This window comes from Amycolatopsis sp. 195334CR (assembly GCF_017309385.1).
In the GTDB taxonomy this organism is placed as follows: Bacteria; Actinomycetota; Actinomycetes; order Mycobacteriales; family Pseudonocardiaceae; genus Amycolatopsis.
Genome location: NZ_JAFJMJ010000001.1, coordinates 1,356,381 through 1,371,746, shown reverse-complemented (window position 1 = coordinate 1,371,746; position 15,366 = coordinate 1,356,381). Strand labels below are relative to the sequence as shown.

The 15,366-nt window shown below is 71.4% G+C and carries 16 protein-coding genes; 6 read left to right on the top strand and 10 right to left on the bottom strand.

Features of this window, described 5'->3' with window-relative positions:
* Positions 1 to 14: 14 nt before the first annotated feature.
* Together JYK18_RS06655 and JYK18_RS06650 are read left to right on the top strand one after the other, a co-directional pair.
* Complete coding sequence (locus JYK18_RS06655) at positions 15 to 1,040, top strand: aldo/keto reductase (RefSeq protein ID WP_206801270.1); 1,026 nt, start codon at positions 15 to 17, stop codon at positions 1,038 to 1,040.
* A gap of 522 nt (positions 1,041 to 1,562) precedes the next feature.
* The gene (locus tag JYK18_RS06650) at positions 1,563 to 2,384 is read left to right on the top strand and encodes a DMT family transporter (RefSeq protein ID WP_374194993.1); all 822 of its coding nucleotides are present in this window, start codon (positions 1,563 to 1,565) and stop codon (positions 2,382 to 2,384) included.
* Here the strand turns inward: JYK18_RS06650 and JYK18_RS06645 are convergent.
* Positions 2,367 to 2,804: an SRPBCC family protein gene (locus JYK18_RS06645; protein ID WP_206801268.1), complete on the bottom strand. Its 438-nt coding sequence runs from the start codon at positions 2,802 to 2,804 to the stop codon at positions 2,367 to 2,369. The two genes, JYK18_RS06650 and JYK18_RS06645, sit on opposite strands and share 18 nt — an antisense overlap.
* A gap of 44 nt (positions 2,805 to 2,848) precedes the next feature.
* Between JYK18_RS06645 and JYK18_RS06640 the strand changes: the two genes are divergently transcribed.
* Complete coding sequence (locus JYK18_RS06640) at positions 2,849 to 3,433, top strand: TetR/AcrR family transcriptional regulator (protein ID WP_206801267.1); 585 nt, start codon at positions 2,849 to 2,851, stop codon at positions 3,431 to 3,433.
* On the opposite strand, the gene JYK18_RS06635 is transcribed toward JYK18_RS06640, so the two are convergent.
* Positions 3,434 to 4,831 carry a class II fumarate hydratase gene (locus tag JYK18_RS06635; RefSeq protein ID WP_206801266.1) on the bottom strand — a complete coding sequence of 466 codons (1,398 nt, stop codon included), beginning with the start codon at positions 4,829 to 4,831 and terminating at the stop codon, positions 3,434 to 3,436.
* A 107-nt stretch (positions 4,832 to 4,938) separates the two neighbouring features.
* Between JYK18_RS06635 and JYK18_RS06630 the strand changes: the two genes are divergently transcribed.
* Positions 4,939 to 5,925 (top strand): NAD(P)/FAD-dependent oxidoreductase, encoded by a 987-nt coding sequence (locus JYK18_RS06630; RefSeq protein ID WP_206801265.1) that lies wholly within the window; start codon positions 4,939 to 4,941, stop codon positions 5,923 to 5,925.
* A 71-nt stretch (positions 5,926 to 5,996) separates the two neighbouring features.
* On the opposite strand, the gene JYK18_RS06625 is transcribed toward JYK18_RS06630, so the two are convergent.
* The 6 genes from JYK18_RS06625 to JYK18_RS06600 all read right to left on the bottom strand — a co-directional run bounded on the left by JYK18_RS06625 (position 5,997) and on the right by JYK18_RS06600 (position 10,564).
* Positions 5,997 to 6,941 carry a trypsin-like serine protease gene (locus JYK18_RS06625; RefSeq protein WP_206801264.1) on the bottom strand — a complete coding sequence of 315 codons (945 nt, stop codon included), beginning with the start codon at positions 6,939 to 6,941 and terminating at the stop codon, positions 5,997 to 5,999.
* Positions 6,938 to 8,011 carry a class II fructose-bisphosphatase gene (gene glpX, locus JYK18_RS06620; RefSeq protein ID WP_206801263.1) on the bottom strand — a complete coding sequence of 358 codons (1,074 nt, stop codon included), beginning with the start codon at positions 8,009 to 8,011 and terminating at the stop codon, positions 6,938 to 6,940. Before glpX ends, JYK18_RS06625 begins: the two co-directional genes overlap by 4 nt.
* Before the next feature lie 83 nt (positions 8,012 to 8,094).
* A complete protein-coding gene (locus JYK18_RS06615; protein WP_206801262.1) occupies positions 8,095 to 8,316 on the bottom strand; it encodes an exodeoxyribonuclease VII small subunit in 222 nt (73 codons plus the stop codon).
* On the bottom strand, positions 8,313 to 8,714 hold the full coding sequence (locus tag JYK18_RS06610; RefSeq protein ID WP_206801261.1) for a hypothetical protein: 402 nt from the start codon (positions 8,712 to 8,714) through the stop codon (positions 8,313 to 8,315). Before JYK18_RS06610 ends, JYK18_RS06615 begins: the two co-directional genes overlap by 4 nt.
* A 3-nt stretch (positions 8,715 to 8,717) precedes the next feature.
* Positions 8,718 to 9,968 (bottom strand): exodeoxyribonuclease VII large subunit, encoded by a 1,251-nt coding sequence (xseA, locus tag JYK18_RS06605; RefSeq protein ID WP_206801260.1) that lies wholly within the window; start codon positions 9,966 to 9,968, stop codon positions 8,718 to 8,720.
* The gene (locus JYK18_RS06600) at positions 9,965 to 10,564 is read right to left on the bottom strand and encodes a lipid droplet-associated protein (RefSeq protein ID WP_206801259.1); all 600 of its coding nucleotides are present in this window, start codon (positions 10,562 to 10,564) and stop codon (positions 9,965 to 9,967) included. The genes xseA and JYK18_RS06600 overlap by 4 nt, the downstream gene beginning before the upstream one ends.
* A 127-nt stretch (positions 10,565 to 10,691) precedes the next feature.
* Here JYK18_RS06600 and JYK18_RS06595 point away from each other — a divergent pair, with 127 nt between their 5' ends.
* Both JYK18_RS06595 and JYK18_RS06590 read left to right on the top strand, forming a co-directional pair.
* Positions 10,692 to 11,690, top strand: coding sequence for a 4-hydroxy-3-methylbut-2-enyl diphosphate reductase (locus JYK18_RS06595; protein WP_206801258.1), 999 nt, complete (start codon positions 10,692 to 10,694; stop codon positions 11,688 to 11,690).
* A gap of 56 nt (positions 11,691 to 11,746) precedes the next feature.
* Positions 11,747 to 12,790, top strand: coding sequence for an aldo/keto reductase (locus JYK18_RS06590; RefSeq protein ID WP_206801257.1), 1,044 nt, complete (start codon positions 11,747 to 11,749; stop codon positions 12,788 to 12,790).
* Between the two features lie 131 nt (positions 12,791 to 12,921).
* On the opposite strand, the gene JYK18_RS06585 is transcribed toward JYK18_RS06590, so the two are convergent.
* Together JYK18_RS06585 and rmuC are read right to left on the bottom strand one after the other, a co-directional pair.
* Positions 12,922 to 14,163 (bottom strand): DUF6542 domain-containing protein, encoded by a 1,242-nt coding sequence (locus tag JYK18_RS06585; RefSeq protein ID WP_206801256.1) that lies wholly within the window; start codon positions 14,161 to 14,163, stop codon positions 12,922 to 12,924.
* Positions 14,164 to 14,355: 192 nt separating this feature from the next.
* A complete protein-coding gene (gene rmuC, locus JYK18_RS06580; protein ID WP_206801255.1) occupies positions 14,356 to 15,264 on the bottom strand; it encodes a DNA recombination protein RmuC in 909 nt (302 codons plus the stop codon).
* Positions 15,265 to 15,366 lie beyond the last annotated feature (102 nt).

The window sequence follows — 15,366 nt, the reverse complement described above, 5'->3', positions numbered from 1 at the left end:
GAAAGGAACTGGCGATGCACAGGCGAATTCTGGGTGGTACGGGTATTTCGGTCAGCGAATACGCGTTCGGCGCGATGATGCTCGGGGCGTGGGGCAATCCGTCGCACGAGGAGGGCGTGCGGATGGTGCACGCGGCCTTGGACGGCGGCATCAATTTTGTGGACACCGCCGACATGTATTCGGACGGGGAGAGCGAGCGGATTATCGGGAAGGCCCTTCGCGGGCGTCGCGACGACGTGGTGCTGGCTTCGAAGGCGCATTTCCCGATGGGGCCGGATGAGAACCACTCCGGCAATTCACGGCGGTGGCTGGTGCGGGCGCTGGAAGGAAGCCTGCGGCGGTTGGACACGGACTACCTGGACCTTTACCAGATTCACCGGCCGGATCACGCGACGGACATCGATGAGACGCTGTCGGTGTTGTCGGATTTCGTGCGGGCGGGGAAGGTGCGGGCGATCGGGCATTCGGTGTTCCCGGCGGAGCAGATCGTCGAGGCGCAGTGGGTGGCGGAGCGGCGGGGGCACGTGCGGTTCCGGAGTGAGCAGCCGCCGTACTCGATCTTCAACCGGGCGATCGAGGGGGCGGTGCTGCCGACGGCGCAGCGGTACGGGCTGGGGGTGCTGACTTGGTCGCCGCTGGCGAGCGGGTGGTTGTCGGGGCGGTATGTGGAGCCTGGGGATGTGGATTTGACGAAGGGGCGGCAGGCTGTTCAGGCGCACAAGTTCGATCCGTCGCTGCCGGGGAACGCGGCGAAGTTCGCGGCGCTGGGGGAGCTACGGAAGCTGGCGGCGGAATTGGGGAGGCCGATGTCGCACCTGGCCCTGGCTTTCGTGCTCTCGCACCCGGCTGTGACGTCGGCGATCATCGGGCCGCGGACGCCTGCTCAGCTGACGGACTTGCTGGAGGGGGCGGACCTGCGGTTGGACGGGGCGGCGCTGGATCGGATCGATGAGATCGTGCCGCCGGGCGTAGACCTGAACCGACTGGAGGCGGATTACGTGCCGCCGGCCCTAGCCGACAAGTCCCTGCGACGGCGCTAACCGGTCGGCGGCGATCGGGCCGCCGCCAGGGTGGGCCGCCGCCGGGGTGGGCCGCCACTGACCGGGCGACGCTGATCGGAAGTGGCGCCGACCGGGCGACGCTGATCGGAAGTGGCGCCGACCGGGCGGCGCTGGTCGGAGTGGCGCCGGGGCGGGGCTGCGCTGATTGGGGCGGCGCTGATTGGGGAGATGCTGATCGGGTGGCGCTGGCCGGGCGCCTGGCTGGGTGGGGTGGCGCTGGCGGGGGCGCTCTGGGAGAGCAGGGCTCTCCTTTGGCTTCCCCTCTCCGGCTCGGGTGCCCTGGGTGGAGAGCGGTGCTCTCGTTGGTGAGCGGTGATCTCGAAGTGGGCGAGAGCGGTGATCTGAGAGGAGAGCAGCGCTCTCGGTCGAAGAGGGTGGCGCGGATGGATCAAGTCAGTGGAGGTGAAGTGGTCCTTCTGAGTGGGCCGCTCCCCAGCCACGCTGATCGTTATGACGACGACTGTGGCGCCAACCCGCGACCGCCTCGGGATTGTGGCTGGGGTGACCACCGCCACGATCGTCGGCGGGTCGGTGCCCGTGACCGGGCTTCTCGACGAGTACCCCCTCCTCCTCGGCCAGGCACTCCGCTACGGCCTAGCCGGCATCCTCCTCCTCTCCTGGTTCGCCCTCCGCCGACGTTCCCTCCCCATTCCGAAGTGGACGGACCTCCCCGCCCTCATCGCCCTCGCCGCCACCGGGATGGTCGGCTTCCAGGCCTGCCTCCTCTACGCCCAGCGCTACGCCGAGCCCGGCCTCGTCGCCGCCGTCCTCGGGGGTAGTCCGCTCGTGCTCGCCGTCGCCGGGCCGCTCCTCGCGCGCAAGCAGCCGTCCGCCGCGCCCATCTTCGGGGCCGTGCTCGCGGTCAGCGGAGTCGTCGTCCTCACCGGCGGCGGCGCCACCACCGGCCCCGGCCTCGTGCTGGCCGTGCTCGCGATGCTCTGCGAGGCCTGCTTCACCCTCTTCGCCGTCGGCCTGGTGAAACGGCTCGGCCCCCTCGCCACCTCGGCCTGGAGCTGCCTCGCCGCGGCCATCGGCAGCGCCCTGCTCTCGTCCTTTGTGGAGAGTTGGATCCGGCCGAACACCACGCAGCTCACCGCTCTGCTCGTGCTGGCCGTGGTGGTCACCGCCGTCGCATTCGGCATCTGGTACTTCGCCGTCTCCGTGCTCGGCGCCGATCGCGCCGGGGTGCTGATCGGCGTGATGCCGGTGTCTGGCCTGCTCGTCGCGGTCCTGCTCGGCGCCCAACGGCTCGAACTGACCGATCTCGCCGGCGTCGGCCTGGTCGCGCTCGGCGTGCTGATCGGCCTACGCCGTCGCGGGTGACGCCAGTCGCGCCAGTGCGGCCCCCTTCTCCGGGAAGTGCCGCACCACGTTCCCGCCGACCACCCACACCATCACCCGCGCCAGCGGCCCCGAGAGCGACACGTGCTGCGTGTACGAAGTGCGCCCGCCCGGCGCGTCCGCGAGCAGGTACTCCAACCGCATCACGCCCAGCGGAATCGGCTGGTGCAACTCGATCCGCCTGCCCTCCTCGACCGCGACCAGCCGGTACGGCCCCGCCGTCTTCCGGTGCACCGCACCCCAGAACCGCCCCGGCGGCACCAGGTCACCACCTTCGCCGTGCCGGGTCACCTCGACCAGGTCCGGGTCCCAGCGCGACCAGCCGGGCAGGTCGGCCAGCACCGGCCAGACCAGTTCGCGTTCGACGTCGAGGACTTGCGTGGCGCTTCTCGTCCAGGTCATGACCCCGAACATATACGGAACTGCCGGTTCCGTAAACTGACCCCATGAGCACACCTCGCCGGGGCAGGCCGCGGGCCACCGAGATCGACCACGCGGTACGCGCCGCCGTGCACGAGCTGCTCGCCGAGTCCGGTTACCAGAAGTCCACTGTGGACATGATCGCGGCGCGTGCCGGGGTGGGGAAGGCGGCGGTCTACCGGCGCTGGCGGTCCAAGGCCGAACTGGTCTTCGCCGCGGTGGTGCACGACGAGCACCTGCCACCACCACCGGAAACCGGCTCGCTGCAAGGGGACGTGGCCGGCGTGCTCGCCGTCATCCAGTCCTCATTGGACGGACCGGCGGCGGCCAGCGCGATCCCCGGCCTGCTCGCCGACGTCCAGGCCGACCCCGAACTGGCCGAGCGCTTCGGCACGCAGTTCGTCGGGCGGCAGCGGGACTACCTGGTGCGGATGCTCGACCGCGCGGTGGCCCGCGGCGAGCTGGAAAAACGACCCGAGCCGACGGCCGTCCACGCCGTTCTGCTCGGGTCGGTGTTCGCCTGGCTGCACATGCTGCGCGAACCGGTGCCCGCGGGGTTCGCGGACCGGCTGGCCGGCCCGCTCACCGCCGCGTTGCGCGAACTCGACTGACTACTTGCCGCCGCGCGCCATCCGGAGCACGTCGAGCGCCTCGTCTAGCTGAGCCTCGGTCAGCTTGCCGTCGGCGACGTACCCGCGTTCGATGACCACCTCGCGGATCGTCTTCAACTCCTTGAGCGCCTGCTTCGCCACGGCCGCCGCCTCTTCGTAGCCGATGTACTTATTCAGCGGCGTCACGATCGACGGCGAACCTTCGGCGTACTCCCGCGCCCGGTCGGTGTTCACCGTGACCCCGGCGAACACCTTGTCCGCCAGCAGGCGCGAGACCGCGGCGAGCAGGCGCGCGGACTCCAGCACGTTGCGCGCGATCACCGGCAGGTTCACGTTGAGCTGGAAGTTGCCCTGCGCACCGGCGAAGGCCACCGCCGCGTCGTTGCCGATCACCTGCGCGACCACCTGCAGGGTGGCCTCCGGGATGACCGGGTTGACCTTGCCCGGCATGATCGACGAACCCGGCTGCAGGTCCGGCAGCGCGAGCTCGGCGAGCCCGGTGCGCGGGCCGGAACCCAGCCAGCGCAGGTCGTTCGCGATCTTGTTCAGCGAGACGGCGACCGTGCGCAGGTGGCCGGAGGTCTCCACCACGCCGTCCTGGGTGGCCTGCGCCTCGAAGTGGTCGCGGGCCTCGGTCAGCGGCAGGCCGGTCACCTCGGCGAGTTCGGCCGCGACCGCGGCGCCGAAGCCGTCCGGCGCGTTGAGGCCGGACCCGACCGCGGTGCCGCCGATCGGCAGTTCGCCGAGCCGGTCCAGCCCGGACCGCAGCCGCTCGATGCCGAAGCGGACCTGCGCGGCCCACGCCCCGGCCTCCTGGCCCAGCGTGATCGGCACCGCGTCCATCAGGTGCGTGCGGCCGGACTTGACCACGTCCGCCCACTCCGCGGCCCGGGCTTCGATGGCCTGCGCGAGGTGGTCGAGAGCGGGGATCACATCCGAGAGCACTGCTTCCGTCGCGGCCACGTGGATGGTGGTCGGGAAGGTGTCGTTGGACGACTGCGAGGCGTTGACGTGGTCGTTCGGGTGCACGTCGCGGCCGAGGGCGCGGGTGGCCAGCGTCGCGATGACCTCGTTGGCGTTCATGTTCGACGATGTGCCGGAACCGGTCTGGAACACGTCGATCGGGAAGTGGGCGTCGTGCCTGCCCTCGGCGACCTCGTCGGCGGCCGCGGCGATCGCGGTGGCGAGGTCCTCGTCGAGCACGCCGAGCTTGGCGTTCACCCGCGCGGTCGCGGCCTTGAGCAGGCCGAGCGCGCGGATCTGGGCGCGTTCCAGGCCGCGGCCGGAGATCGGGAAGTTCTCCACGGCGCGTTGCGTCTGGGCGCGGTACAGCGCGTCGACGGGCACTTTCACTTCGCCCATCGTGTCGTGTTCGATCCGGAATTCCTGTTCAGGCATAACTCCAGTCTGGCCCAGGTAAGGCAAGCCTGCGGAGTGGTCTTTCGCACTAGGGTGGGCTGTGACTGCTGCCACACCACCACAGCACGGCGGAGGGATTCTTCAGGATGAGTGCGCCCGATTCGACCGTGGACCTGGCGATCGTCGGTGCCGGGCCGACCGGCCTGTTCGCCGCTTACTACGCCGGTTTCCGCGGGTTGTCCACCGCCGTGATCGACTCGCTGCCGGAGGCGGGCGGTCAGGTCACCGCGATGTACCCGGAGAAGATGATCTACGACGTGGCCGGGTTCCCCGCGGTGCGCGGGCGGGATCTGGTCAACGCACTGGTCGAGCAGGCCGCGCAGTGGAAGCCGACGTACCTGCTGGGCCGCAAGGCCGAAGGCCTGGACTACGTCGGCGACGGGCTGTCGGTCACCCTCGACGGCGGTGAGGTGCTGCGGACGGGCGCGGTGCTGATCACCGCGGGCATCGGCGAGTTCACCCCGCGGCCGCTGCCCGCCGGCGACGGCTGGCTCGGGCGGGGCATGGTCCACTTCGTGCCTTCGCTGCGGGCGCACGAGGGGCAGGACGTGGTCGTGGTCGGCGGCGGGGACTCGGCGTTCGACTGGGTGCTCGCGCTGCACCCGATCGCGCGCAGCGTCACGCTGGTGCACCGGCGGGCGCGGTTCCGCGCGGTGGAGTCGATCGTGCGGCAGGCGCGGGAGCTGGGCGTCCGGATCATCACCGACGCCGAGGTGACCGAACTGCGCGACACCGGCGACGGCGCGCTCGGCGAGATCACCGTCGAGGTGAAGGGCGGGGAAACCCTGGTGCTGCCCGCGCAGTCGGTGATCGCCGCGCTGGGTTTCACCGCGGACCTGGGGCCGATCGAGAACTGGGGGCTGGAGATCGACCACCGCGCCATCTCGGTGGACTCGACCATGGCCACCGCGAAACCACGCGTCTACGCGGCGGGCGACGTGGCGGCCTATCCGGGGAAGGTGAAGCTGATCGCCACGGGCTTCGGCGAAGCGGCCACGGCGGTGAACAACATCGCCGTCGCGCTGGACCCGGAGGCGCACCTCTTCCCAGGCCACTCGAGCAACGCCGAATAGGTGCGGGTGCAGTGAATGTGGCTTTCACTGCGGAATCGGCAGTGAAAGCCACATTCACTGCATCGGTCCGGTTAAGGGCTCGGTGCCGGGGAGGGCTCGGGTGAAGGCTCCGGAGACGGTTCCGGAGTGGGCTCCGGCGAAGGGGAAGGCTCCGGCGAAGGCGAGGGTTCCGGCGAAGGTGAGGGTTCCGGCGACGGCGAAGGCGAAGGCGAAGGCGAGGGTTCCGGCGAAGGTTCTGGTGGCGGCTCCGGCGCGGGCTCGGTAGGACCGGCCAGTTGCTCCGTGATCCACCCCGCGTAGGCGACCACCGACGTGTAGATCGACGGAGCCGTCCCGCACGTGTCGGAGTCGTTGCCCGGCCTGCTCGTCACGCCGACCAGCACCCACCGGGAGTCCACTTTGGCCAGTTGCGGGCCACCCGAATCGCCGTAGCAGGAGCCAGCGGTGTCCCCGGGGTTGTCCGTGCACAACTCCACCGCACCGTCGAAGGCGACCGCCGCGCACTCCTCCGGCGCCACGATCGAGGTGTCCAGCTGCTGCAACTGCGTCGGCTTGTCCGCGCAGCCGAGCTTCGGGCAGGTCTGCCCCCACCCCAGCAACCGCGTCGAGGTGCCGACGCCCGCGCTCGCGCCGAGCGGGATCGGCGTCGCGGCCGCCGCCTTTTCCAGGCGCACCATGGCGATGTCGCCCCGCGCACCGTCCGGGTTGTACTCCGGGTGCACGGCCAGCCCGGTCACCCGCAGCTCCTCGCCGCCCTGGCTGTGGTCGTTGCTGCCGATGCGCACCTTGAGCATGTCCGGGTTGCGGCCCTGCACGCAGTGCGCCGCGGTGACCACCTGGTCCGGCGCGATCAGCGAGCCACCGCAGTTGTGCTTCCCGGTGCTCGACTGCAGCGAGACGATGAACGGGTACTCCTGGTCGGCCACCACCCCGCCGACGATGAACGGCTCCACGGCGGAAGCCGGCGCGGCGGCGAGCAGCAGCGCGGTCAGGCAGAGGGCGAGGCGTTTGATCACGGGAGCGGCGGCACCACGTCGAGCTCGTCGTCGACGTCGTCGAGGTGACCGTCGAAGTTCACCGAGGAGTACGAGCGCAGCTTCGTCAGCCGGTGGTACCCGTCGATCATCCGGACCGTGCCGGACTTCGACCGCATCACGATCGACTGCGTGGTCGCGCCGCCCGCGCGGTAGTGCACCCCGCGCAGCAGGTCGCCGTCGGTGACGCCGGTGGCGCAGAAGAACACGTTGTCGCCCTGGACCAGGTCGTCGGTGGAGAGCACGCGCTCCAGGTCGTGCCCGGCGCCGAGGGCCTTCTCGCGCTCCTCGTCGTCCTTCGGCCACAACCGGCCCTGCAGCTCACCGCCGATGCACTTGAGCGCGCTCGCCGCGATGATGCCCTCCGGCGTGCCGCCGATGCCGAGCAGCATGTCCACCCCGGTGTTCGGCCGCGCGACGGCGATCGCGCCCGCCACGTCACCGTCGGAGATGAACCGGATCCGGGCGCCCGCCTCGCGGACCTCCTTGATCAGCTGCTCGTGGCGGGGGCGGTCCAGGATGCACACCGTCACGTCGGACACGCCGCTGTTCTTCGCCTGCGCCACCCGCCGGATGTTCTCCGCGACCGGCGCGGCCAGGTCGACCAGCCCGGCGGCCTCCGGCCCGACCGCCATCTTCTCCATGTAGAACACCGCGGACGGGTCGAACATCGCGCCGCGCTCGGCGACCGCGAGCACGGCGAGCGCGTTCGGCATGCCCTTGGCCATCAGCGTGGTGCCGTCGATCGGGTCCACCGCGACGTCGCAGTGCGGCCCGTCGCCGTTGCCCACCTCTTCGCCGTTGTAGAGCATCGGGGCTTCGTCCTTCTCGCCCTCGCCGATGACCACCACCCCGCGCATGGACACGGTGCCGACGAGCTGGCGCATCGCGTCGACCGCGGCGCCGTCACCGCCGTTCTTGTCCCCCTTGCCGACCCAGCGCCCGGCGGCCATCGCGGCGGCTTCGGTCACCCGGACCAGCTCCATGGCCAGGTTGCGGTCGGGTGCCTCCCCGCGGCGGGCGGCTTCGGTGGGCTGGCTGGGGTTGGACATGTGTTGCCTCCAGGGTCGTCCAGTCGCCCGGTCATCCTCTCAGATACCGGCGGCACTCCGGGTACCCGCGAGGATGGGGTTCCTCACCCTGCGTTGCCCTCTTCCGGAGAATCCTCCACCGAGGCCAGCGCGGCCTCCACCCGTTCGCGCGCCCCGTCGAGGTGGCGCTCGCAGACCTTGGCGAGCTTCTCGCCCTTCTCCCACAGCGCCAGCGACTGCTCCAGGGACAGCCCGCCCGCTTCCAGGTCGCGCACCACTTCGACCAGCTGGTCGCGTGCTTGCTCGTAGCCGAGTTCTTCGGTCACTGTGCCTGCTTCTCCGCTCGATGACGTCCGCCGCACACTACCGCGCTGGCCATCGCGTTGTCGTAGTCGCTGAACGCCTTCGCGAACTCCTGGCCGTCACCCTCGGCGATCGCGTCCTCGATCTGCCCCTGCGCCCCGGCCACCCGGTTGCGGTGCGACACGCCCTCGGTCGACCACCAGCGGGTGCCGACGTACTCCGAGGTCGCCTCGGACAGCTGCCGCAGCCGCGGCGCCAGCCCCCACCGGCCCGCGTTCGCGCAGCCCGCGATCAGCGCCGTCCAGCAGGCACCCGCCGCGACGTCGGCCTCCTGCGCCCGCAGCAGCACCGCCCCGGCACCGGCGCGCGCGGCGGCCCCGCTGGTCAGAGGCAGGAACTCGTTCGCCCGTGGTTCGAGCACCCCTCACCCCTCCTCTGCGGGCCCGGACACGATCGCCCGGACCGCGCCGTCGCCCACCCGGATGCGGACCTCGGTTCCGTCCGACACTTCAGAGACCGATCGGAGCACTCCGAGGTTGCCCGCCGCGTCGGAAAACTGCACGACCGCGTAACCCCGTTCCAGGGTCGCCGCCGGACCGAGCGCGGTCAACCGGGCCCGCGCCGCGGTCAGCGCGGTCTGCTCCCTGGTCAGCGTGGACAGGATCTCGCGACGGCCGCGCTGGCGCTGGAGTTCGACCTCGTCGGCGCGCCGGTCGATCGGGCCGAGCGGGTCGGCCAGCGCCGGACGGCTGCGCAGCTGGTCGAGCAGGCGGCGCTGGGTGTCCACCCAGCCGTGCAACGCGCGGCGGCCGCGGTCGCGCATCTGCCGCACGCGCTCGCTCTCCTCGCGCACGTCCGGCACCACGCGCTTGCCCGCGTCGGTGGGCGTGGAGCAGCGCACGTCGGCGACGTGGTCGAGCAGCGGGGTGTCCGGCTCGTGGCCGATCGCGCTGATCACCGGTTTGCGCGCGTTCGAGACCGCGCGGCACAGCGCCTCGTCGGAGAACGGCAGCAGGTCCTCCACACTGCCACCGCCGCGGGCGATCACGATCACCTCGACGTTCTTGTCGCGTTCCAAAATGGACAGTGCGTCGAGGATCTCCGGGACCGCGAGCGCGCCCTGCACCGCGGTGTTGATCACCCGGAAGTGCGCGGCCGGCCAGCGGGCGTGCGCGTTGACCAGCACGTCGCGCTCGGCGGCCGACGCGCGGCCGGTGATCAGTCCGATGCCCTTCGGCAGGAACGGCAGCCGTCGCTTCCGCTCCTGGGCGAACAGGCCTTCGGCGGCGAGCAGCCGGCGCAGGCGCTCGATCCTGGCGAGCAGCTCGCCGATGCCGACCATGCGGATCTCGCTGGCCCGCAGGCTCAGCGTGCCGCGTCCGAAGAAGTACGCGGGCCGCGCGTTGACCAGCACGCTGGCGCCCTCGCGCGGTGGCGGTTCGAGCGAGCGGAGCAGGCTCATCGGGCAGGTCACCGACATCGACACGTCCGCGGCCGGGTCGCGCAGGGTGAGGAAGGCCGTCCCGGTGCCTGGCCGGGCGGAGATCTGGGTGACCTGCCCCTCCACCCACACCGCGCCGAGGCGGTGGATCCAGTCCCCGATCTTGCGTGCGACCGTGCGCACCGGCCAGGGGTTCTCCGCGGTCGAGGTCTCGCGAGCCGCGGTTTCGCTCATTGGCCGCCTTCGCCGGGCTGCTGGAGGTTGCCGAGCCGCCGGGCCAGCATGCCGGTGAACGACGGCCGGTTCTGGTGGTCGCGTTCGTAGGCGAGCAGCTCCTCCACCTCGGCGGCGGAGAACTTCCGCAGCCGCGCGCGCAGCTGCGGCAGGGTCAGCTCGTCGTAACCGGTGACGCCGGCCGGGCCCGCCTCCTCGGCGATGGCCTGCTCTTCGGCGGCCCAGGGGTCCTCGGCCTCGGCGGCTCCGGCCTCGGCGGCTGTGGCTCCGGTGGCGGTGGCTCCGGCCTTGGCGGCCGCGGCTTCGGCGGCGGCCGGTTCGGCGCGGTGACCGTTGCGGGAGGGTGCCTCCGGCAGGTCCTCGTCGAAGGTGGCCCAGCTGGGCGACTCCTCGACCGGGCGCAGGGAGGACAGCACGTCGTCCCCCTTGATCGCCAGCTCGGTGACGTGCTGCTGGACGCGCATGGAGAACTGGAGTACCTGGCTGGCGACGGTGACCGGGAGGCCAGTGAGCTGCCGGGGCAGTTCGCGAGCCCGCTCTACGGTCTCCACCGCGAGGCCCGCCGCGACGCGCAGCGGGAGCGGGAGTGGCTTCATGCCGTACAGCCTGCCGTACCTAGGCCGTCCTGCCCAACTCTGTGTGTTGTTCGGCCTACTCCAACGGCCTAACCGAACGACCCACGCGTGAGCCCGGGCACAACGGGCGTACCCGTACCCTGGGGGCATGAGCTCACCGACTCCTGGTACCGAGCCCGCCGAAATCGCCCCGATCAAGCCGCGCGAGGGCAAGCGAGTGCTGCTCGCGAAGCCGCGCGGTTACTGCGCCGGGGTCGACCGCGCGGTGATCGCGGTGGAGAAGGCGCTGGAGCTGCACGGCCCGCCGGTGTACGTCCGCAAGGAGATCGTGCACAACCGGCACGTGGTCGAGACGCTGCGCGAGCGCGGCGCGATCTTCGTCGACGAGACGGACGAGGTGCCCGAGGGCGCGCTCGTGGTGTTCTCCGCGCACGGCGTTTCACCCGCGGTGCACGCCGAGGCCGCCGAGCGCAACCTGCGCACCATCGACGCCACCTGCCCGCTGGTCACCAAGGTGCACAAAGAGGTCAACCGGTTCGCCAAGAACGACTACGACATCCTGCTCATCGGCCACGAGGGGCACGAAGAGGTCGAGGGCACCGCGGGCGAGGCGCCCGAGCACGTCCAGCTGGTGGACACCGCCGAGGACGTGGACAAGGTCGCCGTGCGCGACCCGTCGAAGGTGATCTGGCTGTCCCAGACCACGCTGAGCGTGGACGAGACGATGGAGCGGGTGGATCAGCTGCGCGAGCGGTTCCCCGAGATCTCGGACCCGCCGAGCGACGACATCTGCTACGCCACCACGAACCGGCAGGTGGCGGTGAAGGCGCTGGCGCCGGAGTGCGACCTGGTGATCGTGGTCGGCTCGACCAACTCGTCGAACTCGAAGCGGCTGGTCGAGGTGGCGCTGAAGGCCGGGGCGAAGGACGCGCACCTGGTCGACTTCGCGCACGAGGTGGACGAGTCCTGGTTGGACGGGGTCACCACGGTCGGCGTGACCAGCGGGGCCTCCGTGCCGGACAGCCTGGTGATGAACCTGCTCGACTGGCTGGCCGAGCGCGGTTACGGCGACGTCGACGAGGTCACCACGGCCAGCGAGAAGATCACCTTCTCGCTGCCGAAGGAGCTCCGCAGCACCGTGCGCTGAGCTCGCTTCCCGGTTAGGTTCGCCTTGAGGGGCAACGGAAATCGGGAGGACGCTCGATGGAGTATCGCCAGCTGGGCCGGTCCGGGCTGCGGGTCTCGGCGCTGACCATGGGCACGATGACCTTCGGCGGTGGCGGGGTGTTCGCCAACGTCGGGGACACCGGGGTGGACGATGCCCGGCGTCAGGTCGACCTGTGCCTCGACGCCGGGGTGAACCTGATCGACACGGCCAACGTGTACTCGACCGGGGTGTCCGAGGAGATCGTCGGCAAGGTGCTCGCCGGGCGCCGGGACCGCGTGCTCATCTCGACGAAGGTCCGGATGGGCATGGGCGACGGCCCGAACGACGCCGGGCTTTCGCGGCACCACGTGCTGACGCAGGCCGAAGCCAGCCTCCGGCGGCTCGGCACCGACCACATCGACATCTACCACGTGCACGAGTGGGACGGGCAGACGCCGCTGGAGGAGACGCTCGAGGCGCTGGACACCCTGGTGCGGTCGGGGAAGGTGCGGTACCTGGGGGTGTCGAACTACGCGGGCTGGCAGCTGATGAAGGCGCTGGCGGTGGCGGACGCGCGCGGGTACCAGCGGTTCGTGAGCAACCAGATCTACTACTCGCTGGAGAGCCGGGACGCGGAGTACGAGCTGGTGCCGCTGTCCGTGGACCAGGGGCTGGGGATCATGGTGTGGAGCCCGCTGGCCGGTGGGCTGCTGTCGGGGAAGTACCGGCGGGGTTCTTCGGCTTCGGAGGGCCGGCACCTGAGTTCATGGGACGAGCCGCCGGTGCGGAACGAGTCGCGCCTCTACGACACGATCGACCGGCTGGTGGAAATCGCTTCGGGGCACGGGGTTTCGCCGGCGCAGGTGGCCCTGGCGTACCTGCTGACGCGGCCCGCGGTGTCCACTTTGGTCATCGGGGCGCGGAAGGAGTCGCAGCTGGTGGACAACCTGGGCGCGGCTTCGTTGCGGTTGTCGGATGCTGAACTGTCTACTTTGGATTCGGTGAGCGCGCCGGAGCTGATCTACCCGCACTGGCACCAGGCGAAGACCGCCGGTGACCGCCTGGGGGTGGCGGACGCCGCCCTGCACGGCTCCCGCTAGCCGGCCGCCTCCCGCTAGCCGGCTGCAGTGAATGTGGCTTTCACTGCGGAATGTGCAGTGAAAGCCACATTCACTGCGCTGGCGGGCGGGGGCGACGCTGGCGGGCGGGGCGCCGTCGGGGGCGGCCTCGGTCAGTCGCGCTCGTCGTCCCAGGGGCGGGTTCGCGGGGGAGGGGTGCGCCTGCCGGGTGGGCGGCCGGTCCGGTCGCGGGGGGCGTCGCCGGTACGCGGGGGCGGTGGGTTCCGGCGGACCGGCTTGTCGCCCGGTGGTGGGTTGCGCTTTCGGGGTTCACGGTCGAGTGGTTCCCGGCGACGCGGCGTGTCTTCCGGCGGGCGGCGCCGCACGGGCCCGCCAGCACCGGCGGCCGGCCGCCGCGACGGAGCTTCACGGTCCCGCAGCGGCTCGCGATCCCGGCCTCGACCGCGCCCACGATCGGGGTTCCGATCGCCACGGCCCAGGTCACCGCCGCGGCCACCATCGCCACCTCGGCCACCGTCGCCGCGGCCGCCATCGCCACCTCGGCCACCGTCGCCCCGGCCGCCATCGCCACCTCGGCCGCCATCGCCCCGGCCACCGTCGCGGCCCAGGTCACCGCGGCCTCCGTCGCCACCTCGACCGCCATCGCGGCCACCGTCGCCGCGGTCCAAGTCGCCACGGCCACCACCGCTGCGGCCACCACGGCCGCCTTCGCCACGGCCGCCATCGCGGCCCGAGCCGCGGTCTGCGCCGCGGCCACGGCCGAACCCGCGGCCCCGGCCCCGGTCGTCGTCCAAGTCGTCGAAGTCCGAGTCGCGGCCGCCACGGGCCGGACGTCGCGGCGGAGCGTCCTCATCCGCGCGCGCCCGAGCCTTCGGCGGCCGAGCAGCTTCGGCAGGCCGCCCGTCCTTGCCCTTCTTCATGGGCTTCATCGGCGGGTCGGGGTCCCGCTCGCGGTAGATCCGGAAGAAACCGAGCGCCAGCGCCGCGCCGGTGGTGATGGCCATCGTCGGGAAGCCGTTGATCAGCGGCTGCGCGATGGCCAGCGCGGTGGAGAAGGTGTCCCCGCCGGCGGGCGTGCCGGAGAACAGCAACGCGGCGGGCACCGTGACGGCCAGGATCAGCGGCGGCTGCACCATCGGCCCGAACAGGCTGCGGCGCTGAACCGCGGCGACCGCCCCGACCGCACCGATGAAGTAGGCACCCTGGAAGATCAGTTCCAGGTTGTCGGTGATCTGCAGGCTGGCCACCGCGCCGAGCGCGGCCAGCCCGAAGCCCAGCAGCACGCCGCCCCACCAGGGCAGCCCTCGTCGCGTACCCACGATGGGAAGCTCGTCCCAGGGTACGAAGAGGTCGTCGGCGTCGGGATCGCTCTGCCGATCGCGTATGGCGGTCACACAGCACACCGTATCCCGTGGTCACGGGGGGAATGCCACCACTGTCTCAGCCCACTCGCCCGATCGGCCTCCCAGCGTGATCGACAATGCCGCCATCAGGGCGAATGCGTTCCCCTCTGCGGTGTGACGCAGACCTCTGCCTCGATTTCGCAGCGTCCGGAGCGTCGCCTTGCGACTCGATTCCCACGGCGTCTAGGCAAGCTCCTCCCCGCGCCGGATGGCGGGCACCGGGGCCGGGCTCGCGGCGGCCTCGGTCAACGGCGTGACCGCCGCCCGGAAGCCTTCCAGCGCTTCCAGTTCACGACGCCGCGCGGAGACGAAGCGCTGCAGGTGCGTGCTGGACAGGTTCAGCGCGTCGATCGCCCCACCGGCCGCCCGGTGCGCCGAAGCGGCCGCCTCCCGCACCATCTCCACGTCCTCGGCCAGCGCCGTTTCGGTCACCGCGAACAAAGCGGACGAAGCCAGCACCGCGAACCCCGTCGGGCCGCAGATGAAGATCCGCCGGTCCAGCAACCAGCGCAGCAGTTCGGGATCGGTGTCCAGTGCGGCCACCACCGCCGCGTCCGACGGGACGAACATGATCGTGCCGTAGATCGCGTCCGCCCAGCGCGCGTACCCCTTCCCGGACAGCTCCGCCGCGCGCGACCGCAGGTTGCGCACGTGCACCCGCAGCGCGTCGAGCCGTTCGGCCGGATCGTCCGTTTCCACCGCCTCCGCCCAGCACGCCATGCTCGCCTTGGCGTCCACCGGGACCGTGCGGTCGCCGCCGACCCGCAGCACCATGTCCGGCTTGGCCGCGCCACCACCGGCCAGGTCCGTCTGCAGCGTGAAGTGCAGCCCCTCACGCAGACCCAGCGCCTTCGCCGTCTCCGCGAGCACCTGTTCGCCCAGTTCACCGCGGCCGCTGATGGAGGCGAACGCGACCTCGTACCGCCGCAACGCGGCCTGCTGCGCGTCCACCCGCTTGCGCTCGGCGTCGATCTGCCGGACCGCCGAGTCCGCCCGCCGCACGCTGTCCGTGTAGAGCCGCCAGACCAGGGCGATCCCGATCGCGAGCACCAGCGCGACGGCCACCGCCGCCGCGGTGATCACCGTGGTCACCGCAAGCACACTCCTCTGCGTCGAACCTGCGTCGAAGGGGTCGGTGCCCATCATGGCCGAGGACACCGACAGAATCCGTGCGGTGACACGCCCACGACAGGT

Coding starts and splice junctions, on each gene's coding strand:
- xseA (WP_206801260.1), bottom strand. CDS start 9,968: ATGAGCGAAACCGCGGCTCGCGAGACCTCGACCGCGGAGAACCCCTGG.
- JYK18_RS06600 (WP_206801259.1), bottom strand. CDS start 10,564: ATGAAGCCACTCCCGCTCCCGCTGCGCGTCGCGGCGGGCCTCGCGGTG.
- JYK18_RS06635 (WP_206801266.1), bottom strand. CDS start 4,831: ATGCCTGAACAGGAATTCCGGATCGAACACGACACGATGGGCGAAGTG.
- JYK18_RS06630 (WP_206801265.1), top strand. CDS start 4,939: ATGAGTGCGCCCGATTCGACCGTGGACCTGGCGATCGTCGGTGCCGGG.
- JYK18_RS06645 (WP_206801268.1), bottom strand. CDS start 2,804: ATGACCTGGACGAGAAGCGCCACGCAAGTCCTCGACGTCGAACGCGAA.
- JYK18_RS06655 (WP_206801270.1), top strand. CDS start 15: ATGCACAGGCGAATTCTGGGTGGTACGGGTATTTCGGTCAGCGAATAC.
- glpX (WP_206801263.1), bottom strand. CDS start 8,011: ATGTCCAACCCCAGCCAGCCCACCGAAGCCGCCCGCCGCGGGGAGGCA.
- JYK18_RS06590 (WP_206801257.1), top strand. CDS start 11,747: ATGGAGTATCGCCAGCTGGGCCGGTCCGGGCTGCGGGTCTCGGCGCTG.
- JYK18_RS06595 (WP_206801258.1), top strand. CDS start 10,692: ATGAGCTCACCGACTCCTGGTACCGAGCCCGCCGAAATCGCCCCGATC.
- JYK18_RS06640 (WP_206801267.1), top strand. CDS start 2,849: ATGAGCACACCTCGCCGGGGCAGGCCGCGGGCCACCGAGATCGACCAC.